The following is a 23,914-nucleotide window of genomic DNA, read 5'->3' on the forward strand; positions in this document are numbered from 1 at the left end:
GAATCGCGGCAATCGCTTGACCTTCACCCCCAAACATTTTCGCGATTCTCTTTGGGGGAGAGGGTTGGGGTGAGGGGGTCTAAGCGGCCGGCTACGGCCCCCTCACCCTAGCCCTCTCCCCCGCGGCTCGGCTGCGGAACTTTCGTTCGCAGCCAAGCCGCGGGGGAGAGGGGACCGGAAAACTGCACGACTCCCGGGGGGAGGGTGAGATATTACCGGGGGCTAGCGCCCGGCGGCTGATGAATAATCCGGGCTAGCGCTCTCACTTCACCGCGACAAAAGTCATTCGCAGGTTGTGCAGCACTTCGGAGACGAGCTTCTGCTCTCCGGCGTCGAGGTTGCCTTTGGTCTTCTCCTCGAGCACGGCCAGCAGATCGATGTAGTGCTTGGCGATCGGCTTTTCGACTTCGCCGACTTTGCCATCGGGACCGGGGAATTGGCCGAGCGCCATCATCGCCTGGGTGGCGAGGGTCGTGACCAGGAAGTCGAAGCTGGCCGGCGGCAACTCCCCGCCGCCTCCCGCAGCACCTTCCGGCGCGGGGGCTGCCGCTTGGCCGCCGGCGGCCCCAGCGCTCTCGCCCGCGGTTTCCGCTTGCGGCACCGCGGCAGCGGCGGTCTCGTCAGCAGCGGTCTCGGCCTCGGAGCCAGCAGCGGCGGCCTGCTGCTGCTTAGCGGCCTGCTCTTTTTCCCGCTGAACCGATTCTTTCCAATCTTCGTCGACGACCAACTTCGGCTCGTCTTTGTCGGCATCAGACATTGCTTTTCACCTCCTCGGTTTCCGCCGCCGCGGGCAGGCTCTGCGCGTCCCCTTCGGCGCGGCGCTTGCGGCGCTCGATCGACGCCCCGATGAAGCCGGCGAACAGGGGATGAGCCTGCAGCGGTTTGCTTTTGAATTCCGGGTGGAACTGAACGGCCACGAACCAGGGATGTTCGGCCAGTTCGACGATCTCGACCAATTTACCATCGGGGCTGGTCCCGGCGAATCGCATCCCCGCCGCCTCGTACTGCTGGCGGTACTCGTTGTTGAACTCGTACCGGTGGCGGTGCCGTTCCTGGACGCTTTCGGCGGCATAGGCTGTCGCCGCGGCGCTGCCCGCAGCGAGTTGGCAGGGCATGCTGCCGAGCCGCATCGTGCCCCCTTTGTCGGTCACGTTCCGCTGTTCATCGAGCAGACAAATCACCGGGTGCGAAGCGTCCTTCTCGACCTCGGTCGAGTGGGCCCCGTCGAGCCCCATCACGTTCCGCCCGTACTCGATCACCGCGCACTGCATCCCGAGGCAGATCCCGAAGTAGGGAATACCTTTTTCGCGGGCGTAGCGAACCGCTTGCAGCTTGCCTTCGATCCCCCGCTCGCCGAACCCGCCCGGGACGAGGATCCCGTGGTAGCCGGCCAGCAGCCGCTCGGGGCCTTCGCGCTCGATGTCGCTGCTCTGGATCCGCCCGATGCGGACTTGCGCCCGATGGTGGATGCCGGCGTGATCGAGCGATTCGTAGATCGATTTGTAAGCGTCTTTGTGTTCGGCGTATTTGCCGACCACGGCGATCGACACTTCGTGCCGCGGATTCCGCAGCCCGTGCAGCAATTCGCTCCAGCGGGAGATGTCGAGCGACTTGGCCTGCAGCCCCAACCGCCGCACGATCAACTCGTCCAGACCGTTGTCGACCAGCGAAAGGGGGACTTCGTAGATCGAGAAATCCTTGTCCTTCTCCTCGATCACCGCCTCGCCGGGAACGTTGCAGAAGAGGGCGATCTTCTCGCGATCCTCCCGCGAGATGCTCCGTTCGCAGCGACAGATCAGGATGTCGGGCTGGATCCCGATCTCGCGGAGCTGGCCGACCGAGTGCTGGGTCGGCTTCGTCTTCAGCTCGTCGGCCGCCTTTAGATAGGGGACCAACGTGAGGTGCATGTAGAGGCAGTTCTCACGGCCCACATCCAACGAGAACTGGCGAATCGCTTCGAGGAACGGCAGGCTCTCGATGTCGCCGACGGTGCCACCGATCTCGGTGATCACCACGTCGACGTCGTCGCCCCCCATCTTCCGAATGACCGATTTGATCTCGTTCGTGATGTGGGGGATGACCTGCACGGTCTTGCCGAGAAATTGGCCGCGGCGTTCTTTCTCGATCACCGACAAATAGATCTGACCGGTCGTGTAATTGCAGTCGCGGCTCAGCGGCCCCGAGGTGAATCGCTCGTAGTGCCCCAGATCGAGGTCGGTTTCCGAGCCGTCATCGAGGACGTACACCTCACCGTGCTGGTAAGGGCTCATCGTCCCTGGGTCGACGTTGATATACGGATCCAGCTTCTGCATCCGGACCCGCAGGCCGCGTTGCTCGAGCAGCATCCCAATCGAAGCACTGGTCAGGCCCTTGCCGAGCGAGCTGACCACCCCACCGGTCACAAAGATATGTTTCGTCATGGGAGCGAATGATACCGCGCGGGTCTCGGCTTCGTTAGGCCTAACTATTCCCCTTCGACGCGGTGGCGAAAGGCTTCAAAGTCGTCCAACGTGTCGATCCCGGGAGTTGCCGCTTCGACGCGGCCGACGACGATCCCTCGCCCCGCTTCGAGAGCCCGCAGCTGCTCGAGCTTCTCCGCCTGCTCGAGCCTCCCGGGCGGCTGGGCGGCGAACCACTGCAAAAATTCGCGGCGGTAGGCGTACAGTCCAAGATGGTGCCAGAACAGCGGCGGTTCGGCATCGAGCTCCAACGCGCTCACGCCACCACGCACGTGGGGGACCGCCGCACGGCTGAAGTAGAGCGCCTGGTGGTCCGCTCCGATCACCACTTTGACGCAGCCCGGATCCTCCAGCCGCTGCGGATCGCGGATCGGCGTGGCGACGGTAGCCATCATGGCCGCGGGATATTTTTGCAGCAGCCCGGCGACCAAGTCGATCGCCGCCGGATCAATCTCCGGCTCGTCCCCCTGAACATTGACGAACACCGCCGTCTCGGGGAGCGTTGCGGCGACTTCGGCGACCCGATCGGTGCCGCTGGTGTGCTCCGGGTTGGTCATCAGCGCGCTGCCGCCGAACTCGTCGACCTCGACCGCCAGCCGCGGATCGTCGACCGCCACGATCACCCCTTCGGCACAGGCGGCCCGCGAAGCCGCTTCGTAGGTGTGTTGCAGCACCGATTTGCCGCCAGCTCGCAGCAACAGTTTTTCCGGCAACCGCGTGGAAGCCAGCCGAGCCGGAATCACGATCTGAACCTGCACCCCAGTCCACCTTTTGTGTTGCGGTTGTTGTTGCGAGCGAACCCCAATCATCGCCGATCCACGAGAGACAGCCAGAGGGCCAAGCCGCGCGTACATCGTCCCATCAGCCGCCGGGCGCTAGCCCCCGGTTCCCAAAAACGCGACAGGAACCGGACGCTAGCGCGTGGCGGCTGATTTTACCACCACCGCCCTCCCCCGCGTTTTTGTGCGCCGCGTTGGCAGCGGGTAGACTGGTCTGCACTCCGCCCCCTTCCCACCTCCGTGCGCACTGCCATGTTCCTGCGGTTGCCTCTTTCGCTGTTCGCCGTCGTCCTGGCCGGCTCGGCCGCGATCGCTACGGACGCTTCGGCCCCTGCGGAGACGACGCCCGAAGCGGTCGAATTTTTTGAGCGGCAAGTCCGTCCGCTGCTGGCGGCCAAGTGCTTTGCCTGTCACAGCGACGCGACCGACGAACCCAAAGGGGGCCTGCGGCTCGACTCGCTCGACGCGGTTCTCCACGGCGGTGACAGCGGACCAGCCGCCACGGCGGGGGATGTCGACGGCAGCCTGCTGATCGAGGCGGTCTCCTACGAGAGTGGGCTCGACATGCCGCCGAGCGAACCGCTGTCGGCGGCCGAGCGCAAAATCCTCGAACAGTGGGTTCGGCTCGGGCTGCCGTGGACGACCGCCAAGACTTCCGCCGGCGGATTCGATTTGCAGGAGCGGATCAGCTCGCACTGGGCCTGGCAGCCGCGCCGCATCACGCCGCCCCCCGAAGCCCCCCCTCGGCCCACCTCGAGCCAGCCCACTTCGAGCCAGCCCGAGTGGGCCGCCTCGGCGATCGATCGCTTCATCCGCCGGGGCCTCGATGAAGCGGGACTCGAACCGGCCGAACGGACTTCCCGCCCCGCCCTGCTCCGCCGCATCTACTTTGACCTGATCGGTTTGCCTCCCACGCCGGAACAGATCGCGCGGTTCGCGCAGGACGATCGGCCCGACGCCTTCGATCGGGTCGTCGATCGCCTGCTGGCCGATCCGCAGTTCGGCGTCCGTTGGGGACGGCACTGGCTAGACTTGGTCCGCTACGCCGAGACCTACGGGCACGAGTTCGATTACCCCATTCCGCATGCCTGGAAGTATCGCGACTGGGTCGTCGATTCGCTCAATGAAGATGTTCCCTACGACCGCTTTGCCACCGAGCAACTAGCCGGCGATCTCGTCGCCGATCCCCGCCGGGATCCGATCGACCAGACGAATCGATCGCTGCTGGGAACCGGATTCTGGTGGCTCGGCGATGCGGTCCACGCTCCAGTCGATGCTCGCGATGACCATGCGCTGCGAGTCGAAAACCAGATCGACGTCGCCGGCAAAACATTTCTCGGATTGACGATCGCCTGCGCTCGCTGCCACGACCACAAGTTCGATGCGATCCTTCAGTCGGACTACTATGCCCTCGGCGGCTTGTTGCAATCGACCACCCGCAGCCTCAGCCCGACCGATCCCGGGGGGCGGACGACCGCGGCGATCGACAAAGTGCGGCGAGTGGCCGCCGAGTTGCAGGCCGCCGTGCTCGCCGAGCAGAAATTACCGCCACCCCCCAACCAACCGCCCTCCAGCCGATCGCCAGCGATGCTGTTCGATTTCAGCGCGCGGTCCGCGACCGGAGCGACGACCAGCGGCTGGGCTTTCGATCGTCGCAGCCAAGCGGACTGGGCGGTCACCGTGCGGACGGCTCCGGCGGAACCCCTAGCGGGCACCGCAGAACCGACCGGACCCGCGGAACAAGCGGCGGGCTCGCGGGTGGTCGTCGAGCCGGCTTCCTGGGTCGACTCCAGTCGGCTTGGCCGAGCCGCCGTGGGCGTCTGGCGGTCGCCGCCGTTTGAGATCACCGGCGACACGCTGGCCTACCGCGTGATCGGCGAAGGCGAAGCGGAAGTCCGCTTGGTCGTCGAAGGCTACTTCATGAACGATTACCACCAACTGCTGTTTGGTGGGATTCGCTTCAAGCCGCCATCGGGCAGCCAGTGGCGGTGGCACATCCAGAGCGGCGACCTCCGCCACTACATCGGTCATACCGCTCATATCGAGTTGGTCGATCAGGGCGACGGTTTCGTGGGACTCTCGCACGTCCAGTGGCTCGGCGAGGGCGAGCATCCGTCGGCCGATGAAGGGCGAATGTCGCAGCTTCGCTCGCTTAGCCGCGAGGAACTCTCGCCGCACGCAGCCGAGCGGCTCGACGCATTCCTCGACGCCTCCTCAAATATTCCGGCTCCCACACCGGTGCTAGCCGCCGCCCCACTCCCGCCTCGCGACATTCCGCTGGCTCTCCGCGGCGATGCGGGGGCTCCCGGGGAGCGCATTCCGCGGGGTGATTTGACGGCGCTCGTGTCGACGCTCTCCTCGACCGCCACGAGCGTGGACCGAGGAGCGGGCGATCGCTTGGAGCTGGCGAGGAATTGGACCTCGGCCGAGAACCCGCTCTTTGCCCGCGTCGCGGTGAATCGTTTGTGGCACCACCTCACCGGCCGCGGGCTGGTCGCCTCGTGTGACAATTTCGGAGTCCTCGGCGACGCGCCCTCGCACCCCGAGTTGCTCGATTATCTCGTGGAAGACTTTGTCGCCGGCGGCTGGTCTTCCAAACGCTCGATCCGCGCGATCGTGCGGACGCAAACTTACGCGATGCGTTCCGAGCCACGGAGCGAAGCGCTGGCGGTCGATCCGACAAACCGCCTGCTGCACACCGCTCGGGTGCGACGACTCGAAGGGGAAGTGATTCGCGACGCAGCGCTACAGTTGGCCGGCTTGCTCGATCGACGGCTCGGCGGCCCGTCGGTGCCGATCCATCTCAGCGAAGAGATGACCGGTCGTGGACGGCCCGCTGAGAGTGGTCCGCTCGATGGCGACGGCCGCCGCAGCCTGTACATCGCCGTCCGTCGCAACTTCCTGTCCCCGACGATGCTGGCCTTCGACACTCCGATGCCGGCAACCACCGCGGGCCGCCGCAACGTTTCCAACGTCCCGGCCCAGGCGCTCGTGATGCTCAACCATCCCTTGTTCCACGAGGCCAGCGCGGCTTGGGCCGAACGCGTCGTTCCCCCGGGAGGGTCGAGCGACAGCGAGGGGAGGGCTGAGTCCAGCTTGCAAACGCCCTCCCCGCTCGTTCCTCGCGACCCTCCCGGGGGGAGGGTGACGGTGGAGCCGGAGCCGTCCCTTGCCCAGCGGGTGACCCGGATGTATCGCGAAGCGTTTGGCCGCGATCCCTCGGCCACGGAACTCGAGACCGCCATCGGCTTCCTGACTTCGGTGGACGCCGCGGACCGTCCCGCGGCTTGGCAGGAGCTCGCCCACGTCTTGTTCAACGTCAAGGAGTTCATCTTCCTGCCATGAAGCCGCCCGCTCCGCCCTACCAGTGCGCCCCACCCTACCAGTGCGCCCCACCCTACCCGTGCGGCCGGATGCGGCCGATCGAACTCTCTCGCCGCCAACTGCTGCGGGACGCCGCCTGCGGCTTTGGCAGCGTGGCGCTGGCCGCCCTGGCTCCACGCTACTCCGCCGCGGCCGAAGCGACGCACCATCGCCCGCGGGCCAAGCAGGTGATCTTCCTGTACATGGATGGCGGCCCGGGTCAGATGGACACGTTCGATCCCAAACCGCTGCTCGAAAAAGAGCATCGCAAGCCGTTTGCGATGAAGAAGGAGCCGACGCAGTTCGACAGCAACGGAACGACGCTGGCCAGTCCGTGGAAGTTCAAACAGTACGGCCAGAGCGGGTTGCCGATCAGCGATCTGTTCCCCCACCTCGCCACGCAAGCGGACCGGCTGTGCGTCGTCCGCAGCATGACCAGCGACTTTAGCGAACACACCAGCGCCAACTACTTCCTCCACACCGGGCTGGGGCTTGCCGGCCGCCCCAGCATGGGCGCGTGGATCACCTATGGGCTGGGCAGCGAGTGCGAGAATCTGCCGGGCTACGTCGTGATCAATGGCGGCCTTACGCCGCCGGGCGGGCTCGAGACGTTTGCCAGCGGTTTTCTACCAGCCGACTTCCAGGCCTCGGTGTTCGGCACCGGCCAGTCGCCGCTGGCGAATCTGCGGCCCCCCAGCAGCCCAGCCGGTGGGAGCTCAACCCGCGGCAACTCGGTCGGTATCCGTCGGCAGTTGTTGGCCGAGCTCGACCGGGCCTCGGCCGCCCAGCTCGGTTCGCCGGGGAGCCTCGAAGCAGCGATCCGCAATTACGAGATGGCGTTTGCGATGCAGACCGCCGTCCCGGAGCTGGTCGACTTCAAGGACGAATCGGCCGAGACGCTTGCCGCCTATGGGATCGATCACGCGTTCAAACCGACGGCGATCTACGCGCGCCAGTGCCTCTTGGCCCGTCGCTTGATCGAACGCGGCGTGCGGTTCGTCGAATTGACCTGTCCGGTGACCGAGGGCAACGACCGCTGGGACCAGCACCGCCGGCTGAAGAAGGGGCACGAGGACAACGCCCGAGCGGTCGACCAACCGATCGCGGCGCTGCTGGAGGATCTCGCCCGCCGCGGAATGCTCGACGAGACGCTGGTGGTCTTTGCTGGCGAGTTTGGACGGACGCCGTTCGCCCAAGGGGTTGATGGCCGCGATCACAATCCGTTCGGGTTCAGCATCTGGATGGCGGGCGGGGGAGTCGCCGCCGGAACGGCCTATGGAGCGACCGACGAGTATGGGTACAAAGCGGTCGAGAACCCGCTGCAAATGCATGACCTGCACGCGATGATGCTGCACTTGCTCGGCATCGATCACCGCCGCCTGACCTTCCGCTTCGGAGGTCGCGACATGCGGCTGACCGACGTCCACGGCCGGATCATCCCCGAGCTGCTCGGCTAGCGTACCGCTCATCCCCCAATCGTTTAACGGCAAGCCGCAGGCGTCGGTGTTTCCAAAAGCAGTCGCCTGCGGCTTGCCGTTAAACAACTCAATCGACACCACGCAATGATTCCACTGCCCAACGACAGTGTCCCCTCTTCTTCCTCTCTCCCGATCGTCGACGATTCGAGCGTTTGCGCCGTGACTCCGTTTGCCGCCAAGGTGGCTGAGGCGGGCGGTTCGCTCCGCCGGGAGCGGCTGAGCACCGTGCAGGTGAATCTTGGCAAGCTCTGCAACCAAGCCTGCAAGCACTGCCATGTCGAAGCGGGGCCGACCAAAACCGCCGAGAACATGGACCGGCGAACCGCCACGCGGGTGCTGCAGTTGATCGCCGACGAAGAGCAAGTCGAGTGCGTCGACATTACCGGCGGAGCTCCCGAGCTGAATCCCCACTTCCGCGACTTCGTCCGCGAGCTTTCCCGCGACGGGCGTCACGTCATCGACCGCTGCAATTTGACGGTGCTGAGCGAACCGGGTCAGGAGGAGACGGCCGAATTCCTCGCCGAGCATCGCGTGGAGGTGATCGCTTCACTTCCCTGCTATTCGGCCAAGAACGTCGACACCCAGCGCGGCCGCGGCGTCTTTGAAAGGAGCATCGAGGGGCTGCGGCGACTGAACGAACTCGGCTACGGCCAGAGCGAGTCGGGACTGCGGCTGCGATTGGTTTACAACCCGCTCGGACCGACGCTGCCGCCCCCGCAGGAGTCGCTCGAGGCGGACTACAAGCGCGAGTTGCTCGAGGCCTTTGGAATCCGCTTCAACCAGCTGATCACGATCACCAACTTGCCGATCAAGCGGTTCCTGTGGGACCTGCAGCGGAGCGACCGCCTGGAAGCGTACATGCAACTGCTGCACGAGCACTTCAATGCCGAGGCGGCCGCGGTGGTCATGTGCCGCTCGCTGGTCTCGATCGGTTGGGACGGCAGACTCTACGACTGCGACTTCAACCAGATGCTGGAGCTGCCGATCGCCGGTCACGCCACGACCGTCTGGGAGATCGACTCACTGGGCCAGTTCCTCAACCGCCCGATCGCCGTGGCCGACCACTGCTACGGCTGCACCGCCGGAGCCGGCAGCAGCTGCACGGGAAGCTTGCTGCAGTAACGGTTAGGCCGCGACGGCGACCAGCTCTTGGTGGACGCCTTCGATGTGGGGGCCGTCGATCTGCTCGAGGTCCTCGGCGTAACCGACCATCAGCGCCAGATCGGCTAAGCGGTTGATCCGGCGGGGGATGCCGGCAGTCCGCATGTGAAGCATCTCCAGGGCCGCGGGAGTGAAAATTTCGGCGGCGTCTCCGTCGACCGTCCGCAGGCGATGGGCGATGTACTGGGTCGATTGCTCGAGGGTGTAGCGGCCGAGCATCGCTTTGACCGAAATCCGCTGGTCGAGCGAATGGCTGCGTTCGACCAATCCCAGCAACGTGGCATCGCCGACCAGGATCATCGTCAGCGCCGCTTCCGATTCGGTCGCACCGGCGCGGAGATTCAACAACAGACGCAGCGTCTCGAGCTGATCGGGATGGGTCAGCAGATGGGCTTCATCGATGATCAGCACCGCGTGCCGACCCGCTTCGACGTTCTCCCGCAAGAATCGCTCGATCCGCCGCAGCGAAGCCACCGCGGTCTCGCTCGAACTGAGCTCTTCGCCAGTCAGTTCATCGGCGACGTAGCCGAGCAATTGATCGCCCGTGAGCCGCGGAAAGACGACTCGCGTGACCGGGGTGAGATCCTCGGGCAGTTGTGCAACCAAGGCTTCGATCAGCATCGTCTTTCCCATCCCGCTGTCGCCGCACAGCGTCATCGCGGCGCGGCGGCTCTCGACTCCATAGCGGAGTTTCAGCATCGCCGTGCGGTGCACGTCCGAAGGAAAGTAAAAACGGCTCTCACACCAGTTCTCGAACGGGCGACCGCTGAGCTTCCAATGCCGCTGGTACATCTTCAATCCATCCGAAGGTTGGGAACTTGTGTGACGGGTGCGCAGGAATCAGTCGGCGAAGTTTTCGACGATCCCGAGGTTCTCAATGCCAAACCGCCGCAGCTGCCGCAGGCAAGCTTGCTGGGCAACCGGATCGTCCCCCCGGGCATCCTCGACCACGAGCGCCGCATCGATCTGACACGTCGACTCGGCCGAACCGGCTAGCGGGGCTCCCGGAATCCAGTCCCGAGAGTCAATCGCTCCGGCGTCGAGGATCACCAGGTCGAAAGCCGCCGAGAGCTGGTCCAGCATGGCAGCGGTTGCGGCCGCGTCGGGAGCCGGCGCGTCGGGAGCCGGAGCGGCAGTCGACCGGGAGGCGAGGAGCGGCAGGACCGCGAATCCGTCCTCGACCGAACTCACCGCAACTTCCTCCGCTGGCAGCCCGCTGCGGAGGGCCTCGTCCCAGCCCTGTTCCACTTCCAGCCGGAGTTTTTCCACCAGCGCCGGATGATCAAGATCGCCGTCGACCAACACCACCCGCGCTCCGGTTGCTGCGACCAGCCGAGCCAATGCGATGGCTAACGTGGAGCAGCCCTGGCCGCGACGCGGACTGGTGACCGCCAACAATTTGAGTCCCTCGGCGCAAGCTCCCCGCAACCGCCGCGCAGCTTCCCCCAGCGGGCTGGCCGGTCGGATCAGCTCGCAAATCGTCTCCTCAAAGTCAAACCGCTCGACTTCCCAAACCGCCTGAAACGAAGCCGCCGGAGTCTCGTCCGCCGCGAGCCGAGCCGTCGATTCGCTGACTTCGATGTCGCTCCCTCGGCCAGCGGTCCCGCGCTCCGTCGTGGCCGCTGGGGCCGGAACTGCTGGGGCCGGAACTGCTGGGGTTGGCTGGCTCTGCGGCGGCGCGTCGACCAGGTCGAATGCCGAGAGGTTCAACGAGACCGGTTGGTAATGGGGCCCCTGGAGTTCGTGGGCCGAGTCGAACACCAGCACCGAAGGGGCCGCGTCGATCGACGGCCTGGCCGGTGCCGATCCGGAAGCTGGCGGCGGAGTCGAGGGACGGGTATCCGCAGCAGCCTTCCCGCGGACACGCCCCGCGGCGGCTTGACCGATCGTCGAGGCGGAATCGCGGACCGCTTCGTCGCGACGCACCACCGAGCGGTCGTCGCTGTCGATCCATATCTTGGAGGCCGTCTCCTGCCCTTGCTCGCCGAGCCGTTCTTCGGCGGACCCCCTCGGCTGAACCCGCGCCACTGGCCCACGGTCCTTCGCGTATGCCTTCAGGAAGGCTTCGTCGAGCTTACTCATGATGGCGGGTACCTACGGTGCAGTGGAAAGAATCCAAGGGGTGGGGTCTGACGAGGGAATCGCGCAGCCAAGCCGATGCGACTCAAGGAGTGGCTGGATACTCGGTGCCCGAGGAGTACCCGCTCGAAGGAGCCGGAGGAGTACCGGGGTACTGAGTACTGGGGTACTGAGTACTGGGGTACTGAGTGCCCGAGTCCTGAGGACCGGGGTACTGAGTACTGGGGTACTGAGTACTCGGGTACTGCGTACTCGGATACTGCGCGGCTGGTCCCTGCTCACTGCCTGAATACGGATCGCTCGGCATCTGCCCCTGCCCAAAACCGCTGGAGTAGGGATTGCTTTGATACGGGTTCTGAGCCGTTCGCGCCGCGGGGCCTTCGGGGCCTGCCGCAAAGCCGCGTTGGCCGCTCGGGTTCCGCGGCGGATTGATCGCCGGGTACGCGCCGGCACCACCGGGAGTTGGGCCGTAGGGAGATGGGTCGGGTTCGCTCGCCGGCGCGGCGGGGCCGTAGGGGGACGGCGGCTCGGTCGCCGGCAAGTACTGCGACCAGTCCACGACTCCCGCCGGCTGGTCGGTCGTCGAATAGTTGGGAGCCGGCGCCGCTTCCGCTGGAGGCCCGATTCCGGCGACAGCCGCATCGACGGCCGCGCGAATCGCATCTTCCGGCGTGATTCCAGCAGCGGCGGCGTTCGGCTCGGCCGGCGTGGTTCCGCCGGCGCGGCGGTCGGCTTCGGTGATGAATTGTCGCGTCGCTACCGAGATCGGCTCGGACTGCGATTCCTCCGAGAGTTCGACGGAGCTTCGCTTCGTCCCCGCATCGGCAGGGGAGTCGGGGTTCGCCGCTTGGAGCCCGGCCAGGTCGAACGCTGGAACCGCCGCTCGCGGCCCACCACTGGTGCGAGCCTCCGGCACGGGACGATCGGTCGAAGCGGGATTGAACTCCACCGCAGGCTTATCGGTCGCCGAGCCGAACAAACCGCTGGCGGCTTGGTTGTCGCTGGACGCGGCCCCCGTCGCTTCGCTCGCGCCAGCCCGTGGGTCGCCCCCAGCGCGTGGGTCGTCGGTAGCCTGCTGAGCACCGGGCGATTGGGGAGCGTTGGTGGCGGTCGGCTGCTGGCTTCGCGTCGCGGCTTCGCGTGCCGGGGTTTCGTCGAGCGCGGGCAAGTCGAGGTTGGCGAGCGTCTGGTTGGTATCGGTGGGCGTGCTTCCCCGGTTGGCGAGCACCGCCACGGTGGCGACGGCTCCGATCAGCAACAGCAGCACCAATCGCGAGCCGATGCCCTCCATCCAGCCTCGGCCGGCCGGGGCGGGGAAATTCTCCAGCGGCGTCCGGACTTTGGGAAATTTGTCCTTTTCCGCGGCTTTCGGAGCAGGGCTTTCCGCAGCCCCGAACGGCGGCGCGACAGTCTCCTGAAGCGGCGCGGGAGGGCTCTGAAACGGCGCAGCGCCTTGCAGCGGGGCGGCAGGGCTCTGAAACGGCGCAGCGCCTTGCAGCGGGGCTGTGCCTTGCAGGGGGGCTGTGCCTTGCAGGGGGGCTGTGCCCTGCAGGGGGGCTGTGCCCTGCAGCGGGGTGCCCGGTGAGACCTGCGGAGCCGGCTCGAGCGGTTGCGGAGGCTCTTGCAGAGCGGCGGCCGCGTCTCCCGGAGCGGGATGCTTCTTAACCGTCGGCACCCGGAACAACGTCGGCGGCCGGTCGACCACCCTCTCGGCGTTGACGAAGATGCGTTGCGGGTTCCCGCCGGGCGGGGTCTGCGGTGTCGAAGCCGTCATGATTCATCTTCCTTGATTGGCGACGGGTGTCGGCCATCCGCTGAGCTCTCCCTCGTGGAGAAGCGCAACTCACTGCTGTCCGGTATCGGATCGCACTGTGGCGGTCTTGAGCTTTTTGCGGGATACCGAAAGAAGACCGGTTAGGCAAGATCGTTCGGTTGCGCGGTGGGAGCCGAAGGCGCTAGCCTCGGGCCTCGCAGCCTCGGGCCTTCCGCTGCAGAACCCGCGGCTAGCGCCGTCGGCTCAGTGTTTTCAGACAGAGTCTAGCGCCCGGCGGCTGATGAACCCGATCTGCGAGAGGTTTTTTCAAAACCTTGCCGAAATCGGCCTTACATGGGACGATTGGACGGATTCCCGTTACGACCGCGACACTGGCGGGGCGAGGTTGTGGATTCGGCCTCTCCGCTCGGCTTTCCGTGGTCACGCCACCTTTTGTTCAAACCGACATGCTTCAAACCTCACCCACCTCGGACCTGATCGCCGAACTGCTGCAAACCCGCATCCTGATGCTGGATGGCGCGATGGGCACGATGATTCAGCGGCTCCACTTGGACGAAGCTGCGGTTCGGGGGGAGCGGTTTCGCGAACATCACAAAGATCTCAGTCGCTTCTCGGACATTCTCTGCCTGACGCACCCGGAGAAAATTACCGATATCCACCGGGCGTACTACGAAGCGGGAGCCGACATTGTCGAGACCAATTCGTTCGGCGCCTCGCCGGTCGGCATGGTCGAATTCGACTTGCCGGTCGAATTGGTCGACGAGATCAACGCCGCCGCGGTTCGCTGCGCCCGGGCGGCGGCCGAGGAGTGGAGCGACAAAACCCCCGATCGGCCGCGGTTCGTCGCCGGCTCGATCGGGCCGACCAGCCGGCAGACGGCGATCAGCACGCGGGTCGAGGATGCGGCCCACCGCGACGTGACGTTCGAAGAAATGACGGCCAGCTACAGCCGCCAGGTCGCAGCCTTAATCGAAGCGGGCGTCGACATCCTGCTGCCGGAAACGCAGATCGACACGTTGAATTTGAAAGCCTGCCTGTTTGCGATCCGCGATTACTTTGACCAGGGGGGACGAGTCGTCCCGGTGATGGTCAGCGGAACTTTCGACAAAGGGGGTCGCACGTTCGTCAGCGGCCAGAGCATCGAAGCGTTCGTGACGGCGATCGGCCACTTCCCGCTCCTCTCGGTCGGGATGAACTGCGCCCTCGGGCCCGACGTGATGCGACCCCACCTCGAACAGCTCTCGCAGGTCGCCCCGCTTCCCATCAGCTGCTACCCGAACGCCGGGCTGCCCAACGAGATGGGCCAGTACGACCTGGGGCCTAAGAAAATGGCCGAGATGATCGGGGATTTTGCCGCCAGCGGCTGGCTGAACATCGTCGGCGGTTGCTGCGGGACGACGCCCGAGCACATCCGGGCGATCTCCGAGCGAATCGAGGGAGTCGCACCGCGGAAGGAGCCGGAGACGCCGGTCTACACGCGGCTCTCCGGCCAGCTCCCCTTTGCGATGCGTCCCGAAATTCCCTTCACGATGGTCGGCGAGCGGACGAACGTGACTGGGAGTCGCGCGTTCAAGCGTCTGATCCGTGAGGAGAAGTACGAAGAGGCGGTCGAGGTCGCTCGCCAGCAGGTGCAAAACGGGGCCTCGATCATCGACATCAACTTCGACGACGCGCTGCTCGACGGCGTGGAGGCGATGACGCGGTTCCTCCGCTTGATCGCCGGCGATGACGTCGTGGCGGCGGTCCCGGTGATGATCGACAGCAGCAAGTGGGAAGTCCTCGAAGCGGGGCTGCGGAACGTCCAGGGCAAGGCGATCGTCAACTCGATCTCGCTCAAGGACGGCGAAGAGGAGTTCCTCCGTCGCGCTCGGCTGGTCCGCCAGTACGGTGCGGCGGCCGTCGTGATGGCGTTCGATGAGCATGGTCAAGCGGCCGAGACCGACCACAAGGTGGCGGTCTGCAAACGCGTCTACGACCTGCTGGTCGAGGAAGTCGGGTTCCCGCCGGAAGACATCATCTTCGATCCCAACATCCTGACCGTGGGGACGGGGATTGAGGAGCACAACAACTACGCGGTCAACTTCATCGAGGCGGTCCGCCAAATCAAACAGCTCTGCCCGGGAGCGAAAACCAGCGGCGGGGTCAGCAATATCAGCTTCTCGTTCCGCGGCAATGACCGCGTTCGCGAAGCGATGCACAGCGCGTTTCTCTACCACGCGGTCCGCGCGGGTCTCGACATGGGGATCGTCAACGCCGGCCAGCTCGAAGTCTACGAAGAGATCCCCAAAGAGTTGCTCGAGCACGTCGAGGATGTGCTGCTCAACCGCCGTCCCGACGCCACCGACCGGATGCTCGCTTTCGCCGAGACGGTCAAAGGCGAAGGCATGAAAGCGGCCGGCGAGGATCTCTCCTGGCGAGAGACCGACGTGCGAGCTCGGCTCAAGCACGCGCTGATCAAGGGTATCGACAAGTATGTCGTCGAGGACACCGAGGAAGCCCGGCTGCAAATGGACCGCTGCCTGGACGTCATCGAAGGTCCGCTGATGGATGGCATGCAGGTCGTCGGCGATCTGTTCGGCCAGGGCAAGATGTTCCTGCCGCAGGTCGTCAAATCGGCTCGCGTGATGAAGAAGGCGGTGGCGCACCTCGAGCCGTTCATGGAGCAGGAAAAGATCGAGCTCGGCGTCGAATCCCGTTCGAGCCGAGGCAAATTCTTGATCGCTACGGTTCGCGGCGACGTCCACGACATCGGCAAAAACATCGTCGGCGTGGTGCTGGCGTGCAACAACTACGAAGTCATCGACCTCGGCGTGATGGTCTCGAGCGAAGAGATCCTCGAAAAGGCGGTCCAGCACGACGTCGATATGATCGGCCTCTCGGGACTGATCACCCCCAGTCTCGACGAGATGGTGCACGTCGCTCGCGAGATGAAGCGGACGGGCATGAAAATGCCGCTGCTGATCGGCGGAGCGACGACCAGCGCCAAGCACACCGCCGTCCGCGTCGCCCCGGCGTACGACGGGCCGGTGGTCCACGTGATCGATGCCAGCCGCAGCGTGGGCGTCGTCGAGAAATTGATCAGCACCGAGAACCGCGACGCGTTCATCGCTCAGAACCAGCAGACGCAGGAGCAGCTCGTCGCCAGCTATCGCGAGCGACAACAGAAACTGGTGCCCTACGCCGACGCCCTGGCCGGTCGCTTCAAAACCGATTGGCAGTCCGTGCGGATCGACACCCCCGAGTTCACCGGCACGCGCATCTTGCGCGACTTCCCGCTCGGAGAAATCCGCTCCTACATCGACTGGTCCCCGTTCTTCATGACCTGGGAGCTGAAGGGGAAATATCCCAAGATCTTCGACAACGAACAGGTCGGAGCCCAAGCTCGCGAACTGTACGACGACGCTCAGAAGTTGCTCGACAAGATCATCGCCGAGAACCTGCTCCGGGCGCACGCCACCTACGGCTTCTTCCCAGCGGCCAGCGAGGGCGACGATGTGATCCTCTACACCGACGAGTCCCGCTCGAGCGAATTGACCCGGTTCCATTTCCTCCGCCAGCAGTGGGAGCGGAAGGGCCAAACCTCCTACCGCTCGCTGGCCGACTACGTGGCCCCGGTCGACAGTGGACGCCAGGACTACATCGGAGCGTTCGTGCTGACTGCCGGCGACGGCGCCGAGGAACTGGTCGCCCATTACCGCGAGCAGCACGACGATCCCTACAACGCCATCATGGTCCAGGCCGTCGCCGACCGCTTGGCCGAGGCTTTCGCCGAACTGCTGCACGAGCGGGTTCGACGCGAGTGGTCCTACGGCGTCGAGGAATCACTCTCCACCGAAGACCTGATCGCCGAAGCGTATCGCGGCATCCGTCCCGCCGCCGGCTATCCGGCCTGTCCGGATCACACCGAGAAGCGGATCCTGTTCGATCTGCTCGAGGCCGAGCAGCGGACCGGTGTCGAGCTGACCGAGAGCTTCGCGATGACGCCGGCGGCAAGCGTCAGCGGGTTGTACTTCGCCCACCCCGAGGCGAGGTACTTTACCGTCGACCGCGTCACCCGCGACCAGACCGAAGCTTACGCCAAGCGGAAAGGGGTGCCGCTCCGCGAGATCGAACGCTGGCTGGCCCCGAACTTGGCCTACGATCCCGACTGAGTCTGCAGCATAGTCGCCTTTCGCTCCGCGAAAGTAGCGCAGAGGCGCAACTCTCATCATCCCTTTTTTTAGTCGCCTTTTTAGTCGCCTTTCGCTCCGCGAAAGTTGTGCGAAAACGCTGCTTTCGCGGAGCGAAAGGCGACTATCCTCCGCTCACCCAATTCGCTCATGACACGACGCTACATCACGCAATTCGAACCGCAGGACCAACTCGATCAGACGTTTCGCGCGGCCGACAAACAACTCCGGGCCAACCGCCAGGGAGGCAAGTACATCCTGCTGAAACTGTCGGACCGGACCGGCACCTTGACCGGGATGTTCTGGAACGCCGACGAGCGGGTCTTTGACTCGTTTTCGCGGGGCGATTTCGTGCGCTGCAAAGGCCGCACGCAATTGTTCAATGGCGGGCTGCAGATGATCGTCAGCGAAGTCACGCGGGTCGATCCCGCCGAGGTCGATCCGGCGGACTTCGATCGCTTCGATGCCGACCGCGCGGAAGCCTTGGTCGAGCGGGCGAGCGAGCTGATCGAGAGCATGGAGAATCCCTTCCTCCGCCAGATTGGGCAAGCGTTCCTGGCCGATGAGGCGTTCCTGGAGCGGCTTAAGCAGTCCGCCGCCGCGGTCAACAACCACCACGCCTATCCCGGGGGCCTGCTGCAGCACACGGTCGATCTGATGGAGCTCGCGAAATTGGTCGCGGGCCGCTATCCGCAGCTCGACGGCGACCAACTGCTGCTCGGCGCGTTCCTGCACGATCTGGGCAAAGTCGAAGAGCTGGCCGGCGGCGACGAAACCAGCTACACCGATCGCGGCCAACTGGTCGGCCACATCGTGATCGGCGTGCAGATGCTGGCGGAAAAGATCGCCGAGGTCGAACGCAGCGGCGGCGAAGCGGTGCCGCAGCAACTGCGGTGGAAGCTCGAACACCTCGTCCTGAGCCATCACGGGATGCTCGAATACGGCAGTCCTAAAATCCCGCTCACGCTCGAAGCGCTCACGCTGCACCACTTGGACAACCTGGACGCCAAAATTGCCTCGGCCACTTCGATCATCGAGAATGACGTCGCCGCCGACGGCAACTGGACCAACTACAACCCCGCGCTGGGCCGCAAGCTCTGGAAGCCGACGCAGCCCACCGCCGAGTCCTGACCGCAAAGCACTCCCATGTCGATGCTCCCCACCCCACCCCGCCCTGCCGTCGTGCTGCTCTCCGGCGGACTCGACAGCACGACCTGTTTGGCGATCGCCCAGCACGAGGGCTACGAGGTGCACGCATTGAGTTTCCGCTACGGTCAGCGGCACACGTATGAGCTACAGCGGGCGATGGAGATTGCACAGCGGGCGAAGGTCGCGTCGCACGTAATTGTCGACGTGGACCTGGCGGCCATCGGTCACTCCGCCCTGACCGATCCGTCGATCGCGGTCCCCAAAGCGGCTGGCATCAGCGAGATCGGTGAAGAGATTCCAGTCACCTATGTGCCCGCGCGGAACACCATCTTCCTCGCGCTCGCGCTCGGATTCGCCGAGACCCTTCACGCTCAGGAAATCTTCATCGGCGTCAACGCCCTCGACTACAGCGGGTACCCCGATTGCCGCCCCGAATTTATCAGAGCCTTCGAGCAGATGGCGAATCTGGCGACCAAGGCGACGATCGAGGAACATCACACGATCCGCATCAACGCCCCGCTGATCGATCTCAGCAAAGCGGAAATCATCGCCCGCGGACTCGCGCTCGGCGTCGACTATAGCCAGACCCTCTCGTGCTACGATCCGGGCGAGGGAGGCGTCCCCTGCGGCCACTGCGACGCCTGCTTGCTCCGCCAACAGGGCTTCGAGGCGCAAGGCCTCCAAGACCCGGCCCGCCGGTAGCGTACGTCAGAAAACCCGGCGATTTCACTCTTTTGAGCCGTAGGCGCTAGCCTCGGGTGAGCCGTAGGCGCTAGCCTCGGGCCTCGCAGCCCCGGGATTTCCGCTGCAGCACCCGCGGCTAGCGCCGTCGGCTCACGGTTTTCTGACAGAGCCCACCGTACGTCAGGCTTTCCAGCCTGACCCCCACCGCAGCAAGTCAGCCTGGAAAGGCTGACGTACGGGAGCGGACGTACCTCTCAGCTGTAGAACTGGCCTTCGCCGGTGGCTTCGAAGGCGTTCGGATAGTGCTCGATCCGCTCCGGTTCCGGGGCCCCTGCATCGGTCCACCAGACGGCGACGACGTCGAACCGAGCGCGATGCTCGAGCAGCTTGTGGCGTTTGAGATATCGCAGCGCCGCCCGCGTCAGCCGCTGCTGTTTATCGGCGTCGACTCGTTCGGCCGGGTTGCCGGGAAGTCGCGTCCCTTGGGTCTTGACCTCGACGAACACGATCGACGGCTGGCCGAGCGTTTTCCGGTCCAGGGCGATCAAGTCGATTTCGCCGCCGCGGTCGGTCTCGCCGGCGGCCAGGATCCGGTAGCCTTTGCGGCGCAGCAGGATTGCCGCCGCTTGCTCGCCTCGTTTACCGAGCGAAGCGGCGGGATCGATCGCGCCGAATCGCCAGCGGTCGAATCGGCTGCGGAGTCCGCGGAGGTAGTCCGCCAGCGACTTAGCCGCGGCGGCGTTCTTTGAGGCGGACCGCTTTGCCGACGCGATCGCGGAGGAAGTACAGCTTGGCCCGCCGCACAACGCTGCTCCGCTTGACTTCGATCTTCGAGATCCGCGGGCTGTGCAGCGGGAACTTCCGCTCCACCCCTTCGCCGGCCACGATCCGGCGGACGGTGAACATCTCGCGGCTGCCCGAGCCGCTGCGGGCGATCACGGTCCCGCTGAAGATCTGGATCCGCTCTTTGTCGCCTTCCAAAATCTTGGTGTGCACGTCGACCGTGTCACCGACTTCGAACGGCGGGACGTCTTCTTTCAGATTGGGCTGTTCGACCAACGCCATCAATTGCTGGCTCATCGTTTTCCTCTCGGCACAATTTAACGTTTAAATATTTTCATCCAGGAGGTCCTGGCGTCGTTGGCGGGTTCTCTCGCGACTCATCTCCGCTCGCCAGGCAGTGATTCGCTGGTGGTCTCCGGAGAGCAGGACTTCGGGGACCGTGTGCCCTCGGTATTCGCGAGGGCGGGTGTACTGTGGAAATTCGAGTAAACGGTTACCGCGGCTGAATGAATCTTCGAAACTGCTTTGTTCGTCACCCAACACGCCCGGCAGCAACCGCACGATCGAGTCGATGACGACCATCGCCGCCACCTCACCACCATTTAAAACAAAATCGCCAACGCTGATTTCCTCCGGCTGGAGGATCTCGATGACGCGTTGATCAAAACCTTCGTAGCGACCACAGAGCAACAGCAGTCGCTCGGATGTCGCCAATTCCTCGGCCAGCCTCTGATCGAGTCGCCGGCCCTGCGGAGTCAGGATCAGCCGCCGCGCCGGGCGGGGATCGAACGTCTCCACGGCTTCGACCGCTGCGACCGTCGGGGCGACCTGAAGCAACATCCCGGGGCCGCCGCCGAAGGGTCGGTCGTCCACCTTGTGGTGCTTCGGGTCGTCGGACCAATCCCGCAGGTTGTGGCAAGCGATGTCGACCAACCCGCGGCGAATCGCCTTCTCCAATAAACTCTGCGTCAGGTAACCGTCGAAGATCGCCGGAAACAGGGTGATAATGTCGAACCGCATCAGCCCTCGGCCGGTGCCTCTTCACTCGCCGCGGGCGCTTCCTCGGCGGGGGCGGCTTTCTCGGCCGCCGGTGCGGCCGCCGGGCGAGCCGGAGTGGGCTGCGGGGTGTACTGTTTGCGTTTGCCGAGCCGCTCGAGGGCAGCTTCCTGCGCCGCCAGGTGGGTTCCGTCGGTGCCGTACTTCTTGATCAGGACCGCCGCCTTGTCGCTCGGCTGCGCCCCGACGCCCAACCAGTAATCGATGCGGTCGGCTTTGAGCCGCGCCCGGGCATCGGTCTCGGGCAACATCGGGTCGTAATGTCCGAGCTCTTCGATCACCCGACCGTCGCGGGGGGCCCGGGCGTCGACCGCGCAAAGACGGAAGTACGGACGGTGGGTCCGGCCCATTTTCTTCAGTCGGATTCTGACTGCCACGATAAAAACTCCTCGATCAAACCGATATGATTAAATAGTGGTGATTGGCCAAGCGGGATTCCACAAACCGCTCAGCCCCCTTTGCGCCGACGTCGACGCAATTCCTTTTCTCGTTCTTTTTTCAGCTTCGCCCGCTCGGCGTTGCTCAACCGTTTGCCGGTGCTCTTTTTGACCTTCAGCCCGCCCATGGAAGGATCGGTCAAAGCCCCGCTGGACTGCAGTTGCCGCATCATCGCCATCCGGTCGCCCACCCCTTGGCCGGCCAATCCCTGCATCAGCGGCTTCATCATTTCGAACTGTTTGACCAGCTGCGAGATCACCGGAGCCTGCACGCCGGCTCCCTGGGCGATCCGCTGGCGGCGACTGGCGTCGATGATCTTGGGATTGCGGCGTTCGGCCGCGGTCATGCTGTTGATCGCACCGATCGTTTGGCGAATGCCCCCTTCGGCCTCTTCGCTCTGCATCAGCCCCTTGAGCTGGCCCATGCCGGGCATCAGCCCCATCATTTTGCCCATCAAACCGGGCTTGGCCACTTTTTCCAGCAAGTTTTTAAAGTCGTCCAGCGTCATTTCGCCGGCCGCCATTTTCTTTTCCAGCTCCTCCCGCTCCGCCTCGTCGACGATCCGGTGAGCCTCGCGAGCGGCGGCGACGATGTCGCCCATCTCCAAGATGCGGCTGGCCATCCCCTCGGGACGGAACGGCTCGAGCGCGTCGAAATGTTCGCCGGTGCCGATGAACTTGATCGGCACGCCAGTGACCTGCTTGACCGACAGCAGCGCCCCGCCGCGCGCATCGCCGTCAAGCTTGGTCATCACGACGCCGTCGAGCTCGAGCGCCTTGTTGAATGCCCCGGCGCTATTGACCGCGTCCTGGCCCGTCATCCCGTCGACGACCAGATAGACCTGATCGGGGCCGATCTTGCGGTCGATCCGCCCCAGCTCGGCCATCAACTCCTCGTCGATCGCCAATCGCCCGGCGGTATCGAGGATCACGACCCGCGCGTCCTCCTGCTTGGCCTTCGCCAGACCGGCTTGGCAAACCTTTACCGGGTCTTTCTGGTCGCGGTCGCTGTAGACCGGAACCCCCAGCTTCTCGCCGATCACGTGCAGCTGATCGATCGCCGCGGGACGCTGCAGGTCGGCGGCTACGAGCAGCGGACGGACCTTTTCTTCCAGCAATAATTGACTGAGCTTGCCGCAGGTCGTCGTCTTTCCCGAACCCTGCAACCCGCAGAGCATGATGACAGTGACGCCGTCTTTCTTCAGATGCAGCGACGAATCGACCGGCCCGAGCACTTTGACCAGTTCGTCATAGATGATCCGCACCAGCTCTTCGTGCGGCCGCAGGCTGAGCAACACCCGCCGGCCGAGCGCCTGCTCGGTGACGTGCTGCATAAAATCCTGGACGACCGGATAGCTGACGTCGGCCTCGAGCATTGCCTGCTCGACCGCCTGCAGCCCCTCGCGCATATTGCCTTCCGTGAGCTTGCCCTTTCCACGCAAGCTCTTGAAGGCCGATTGCAAGCCCTCCGAAAGCGACTCAAACATGGGACTTTAACTTCGCAGCGCGAGACGTAAATGCAGACCACCAGCGGTCCCCGGAGCGCGCACGCCCAGGGGAAAGCCCCGAAGTTTAAACGCGCCCTGGCAATTTTGTAAATGGCTGACGAACAACTGCCCAACGACCGATTACCCGACGATCGATTACCCGACTACGCCCACTGCCTGCAGCTGCAGCACGCGGCGTTTGCAACCGACTTGCGGGAAATGCTCGAGGATCTCCTGCGCGCCTGCCCCGAACCCGCTTCGGGGGGCCGCGAGATCGCCGACATTGCCTGCGGCGACGGCTTTTTCTCCCGCCTCTTGGCCGAGATTGACCCCCGCAACCGCGTCGTGGGGCTCGACGTCGACGAGGCCTATCTCGCCGTCGCCCGCCGCGACTCCCCAGCCCGACTCTCGGCGCGGCTCTCGTTCCAGAACTGCGATCTCCTCGAGCCGGAACAAGCCGAGCGGTTCGCCGAAGCTTTTGACGTCGTCTTCTGCATCGATTCGCTCGAGTCGATCGAAGACCACGCCGGGCTGCTGCGCCAAATGGTTCGCCTCTGCCGCCCCGGGGGCGTGGTGATCGTCACCGAGACCGATAACCTGCACGACCTGATCGGCTCCTGGCCCCCGGAGACGGAGAATCTCCTCCACCGCCTCGAGTGGGAGGGCCTGGCGGACCAAGAAAAGGAGGGTTACGCCTTTCCGCGCTACGCCTCGGCGCTGCTGCGCTCGGCCGGGCTCGCCGACCTCACCGTCCGCTCGTACACCTTCGACCGCAGCGGACCATTCGACGAGCCTCTCAAGGCGTGGCTCGGCGAACAATTTCGAGAGCGGCTCGACAACCTCTCCCGAGGGACCGCCGCAGAGCGGGCCGAACTGCGCCGCCATCTGCACCCAGCCGGCGAGGACTACTTCGCCAACTCGCCCCACGCCCTGCTGACCTACCTCAGGTTCTGCATCCTCGGCCGCAAGCCAGACGTTGCTGCAGAAAGTCACGAAGTGGCGTGGTAAATCAGCCGCCACGCGCTAGCGTCCGGTTTTCCCAGCGCCGCGGAGAAC

Annotated in this window: 18 protein-coding genes; 7 read left to right on the forward strand and 11 right to left on the reverse strand. The window is 64.9% G+C overall.

Features of this window, described 5'->3' with window-relative positions; translation table 11 throughout:
• Nucleotides 1-262: 262 nt before the first annotated feature.
• The 3 genes from GNK13_RS16140 to kdsB are packed head-to-tail and all read right to left on the reverse strand — an operon-like array spanning nucleotide 263 to nucleotide 3,217.
• Nucleotides 263-757: a DUF1844 domain-containing protein gene (locus GNK13_RS16140; protein ID WP_164103592.1), complete on the reverse strand. Its 495-nt coding sequence runs from the start codon at nucleotides 755-757 to the stop codon at nucleotides 263-265.
• Complete coding sequence (locus GNK13_RS16145) at nucleotides 750-2,420, reverse strand: CTP synthase (RefSeq protein ID WP_164103593.1); 1,671 nt, start codon at nucleotides 2,418-2,420, stop codon at nucleotides 750-752. Before GNK13_RS16145 ends, GNK13_RS16140 begins: the two co-directional genes overlap by 8 nt.
• Before the next feature lie 44 nt (nucleotides 2,421-2,464).
• The gene (gene kdsB, locus GNK13_RS16150; protein ID WP_203329098.1) at nucleotides 2,465-3,217 is read right to left on the reverse strand and encodes a 3-deoxy-manno-octulosonate cytidylyltransferase; all 753 of its coding nucleotides are present in this window, start codon (nucleotides 3,215-3,217) and stop codon (nucleotides 2,465-2,467) included.
• A 273-nt stretch (nucleotides 3,218-3,490) separates the two neighbouring features.
• On the opposite strand from kdsB, the gene GNK13_RS16155 reads away from it, so the two are divergent.
• The 3 genes from GNK13_RS16155 to arsS all read left to right on the forward strand — a co-directional run bounded on the left by GNK13_RS16155 (nucleotide 3,491) and on the right by arsS (nucleotide 9,201).
• Nucleotides 3,491-6,583: a PSD1 and planctomycete cytochrome C domain-containing protein gene (locus tag GNK13_RS16155; protein WP_164103595.1), complete on the forward strand. Its 3,093-nt coding sequence runs from the start codon at nucleotides 3,491-3,493 to the stop codon at nucleotides 6,581-6,583.
• Between the two features lie 98 nt (nucleotides 6,584-6,681).
• On the forward strand, nucleotides 6,682-8,058 hold the full coding sequence (locus tag GNK13_RS16160) for a DUF1501 domain-containing protein (RefSeq protein ID WP_235935267.1): 1,377 nt from the start codon (nucleotides 6,682-6,684) through the stop codon (nucleotides 8,056-8,058).
• Nucleotides 8,059-8,163: 105 nt separating this feature from the next.
• Nucleotides 8,164-9,201 (forward strand): arsenosugar biosynthesis radical SAM (seleno)protein ArsS, encoded by a 1,038-nt coding sequence (gene arsS, locus GNK13_RS16165; RefSeq protein WP_164103596.1) that lies wholly within the window; start codon nucleotides 8,164-8,166, stop codon nucleotides 9,199-9,201.
• Between the two features lie 3 nt (nucleotides 9,202-9,204).
• Here arsS and GNK13_RS16170 read toward each other — a convergent pair whose 3' ends face one another.
• The 3 genes from GNK13_RS16170 to GNK13_RS16180 form a co-directional block, all read right to left on the reverse strand.
• Nucleotides 9,205-10,032, reverse strand: a complete 828-nt coding sequence (locus GNK13_RS16170; RefSeq protein WP_164103597.1) for an ExeA family protein — start codon at nucleotides 10,030-10,032, stop codon at nucleotides 9,205-9,207.
• A 48-nt stretch (nucleotides 10,033-10,080) separates the two neighbouring features.
• Nucleotides 10,081-11,322, reverse strand: coding sequence for a cellulose synthase operon protein YhjQ/BcsQ (locus GNK13_RS16175; RefSeq protein ID WP_164103598.1), 1,242 nt, complete (start codon nucleotides 11,320-11,322; stop codon nucleotides 10,081-10,083).
• 82 nt (nucleotides 11,323-11,404) lie between these two features.
• Entirely contained in the window at nucleotides 11,405-13,093 is a 1,689-nt protein-coding gene (locus GNK13_RS16180) for a hypothetical protein (RefSeq protein WP_164103599.1), read from the reverse strand.
• A gap of 446 nt (nucleotides 13,094-13,539) precedes the next feature.
• Between GNK13_RS16180 and metH the strand changes: the two genes are divergently transcribed.
• The 3 genes from metH (at nucleotide 13,540) to queC (ending at nucleotide 19,113) form a co-directional block, all read left to right on the forward strand.
• Nucleotides 13,540-17,244, forward strand: a complete 3,705-nt coding sequence (metH, locus tag GNK13_RS16185; protein WP_164103600.1) for a methionine synthase — start codon at nucleotides 13,540-13,542, stop codon at nucleotides 17,242-17,244.
• 168 nt (nucleotides 17,245-17,412) lie between these two features.
• A complete protein-coding gene (locus tag GNK13_RS16190) occupies nucleotides 17,413-18,393 on the forward strand; it encodes a 3'-5' exoribonuclease YhaM family protein (RefSeq protein ID WP_164103601.1) in 981 nt (326 codons plus the stop codon).
• A gap of 15 nt (nucleotides 18,394-18,408) precedes the next feature.
• On the forward strand, nucleotides 18,409-19,113 hold the full coding sequence (gene queC, locus GNK13_RS16195) for a 7-cyano-7-deazaguanine synthase QueC (RefSeq protein WP_235935260.1): 705 nt from the start codon (nucleotides 18,409-18,411) through the stop codon (nucleotides 19,111-19,113).
• Between the two features lie 236 nt (nucleotides 19,114-19,349).
• Here queC and GNK13_RS16200 read toward each other — a convergent pair whose 3' ends face one another.
• From GNK13_RS16200 to ffh, 5 genes are all read right to left on the reverse strand, one after another.
• Nucleotides 19,350-19,901, reverse strand: a complete 552-nt coding sequence (locus GNK13_RS16200) for a YraN family protein (RefSeq protein ID WP_235935261.1) — start codon at nucleotides 19,899-19,901, stop codon at nucleotides 19,350-19,352.
• Nucleotides 19,822-20,175: a 50S ribosomal protein L19 gene (gene rplS / locus GNK13_RS16205; protein ID WP_164103602.1), complete on the reverse strand. Its 354-nt coding sequence runs from the start codon at nucleotides 20,173-20,175 to the stop codon at nucleotides 19,822-19,824. Before rplS ends, GNK13_RS16200 begins: the two co-directional genes overlap by 80 nt.
• 27 nt (nucleotides 20,176-20,202) lie before the next feature.
• Nucleotides 20,203-20,898 (reverse strand): tRNA (guanosine(37)-N1)-methyltransferase TrmD, encoded by a 696-nt coding sequence (gene trmD / locus GNK13_RS16210; protein ID WP_164103603.1) that lies wholly within the window; start codon nucleotides 20,896-20,898, stop codon nucleotides 20,203-20,205.
• On the reverse strand, nucleotides 20,898-21,311 hold the full coding sequence (gene rpsP / locus GNK13_RS16215) for a 30S ribosomal protein S16 (protein ID WP_164103604.1): 414 nt from the start codon (nucleotides 21,309-21,311) through the stop codon (nucleotides 20,898-20,900). The genes trmD and rpsP overlap by 1 nt, the downstream gene beginning before the upstream one ends.
• A gap of 71 nt (nucleotides 21,312-21,382) precedes the next feature.
• Nucleotides 21,383-22,858, reverse strand: coding sequence for a signal recognition particle protein (ffh, locus tag GNK13_RS16220; RefSeq protein WP_164103605.1), 1,476 nt, complete (start codon nucleotides 22,856-22,858; stop codon nucleotides 21,383-21,385).
• 111 nt (nucleotides 22,859-22,969) lie between these two features.
• Here ffh and GNK13_RS16225 point away from each other — a divergent pair, with 111 nt between their 5' ends.
• A complete protein-coding gene (locus GNK13_RS16225) occupies nucleotides 22,970-23,866 on the forward strand; it encodes a class I SAM-dependent methyltransferase (protein ID WP_164103606.1) in 897 nt (298 codons plus the stop codon).
• Nucleotides 23,867-23,914 lie beyond the last annotated feature (48 nt).

Origin of the sequence: Candidatus Laterigemmans baculatus (genome assembly GCF_010367455.1) — a bacterium.
In the GTDB taxonomy this organism is placed as follows: domain Bacteria; phylum Planctomycetota; class Planctomycetia; order Pirellulales; family Pirellulaceae; genus Laterigemmans; species Laterigemmans baculatus.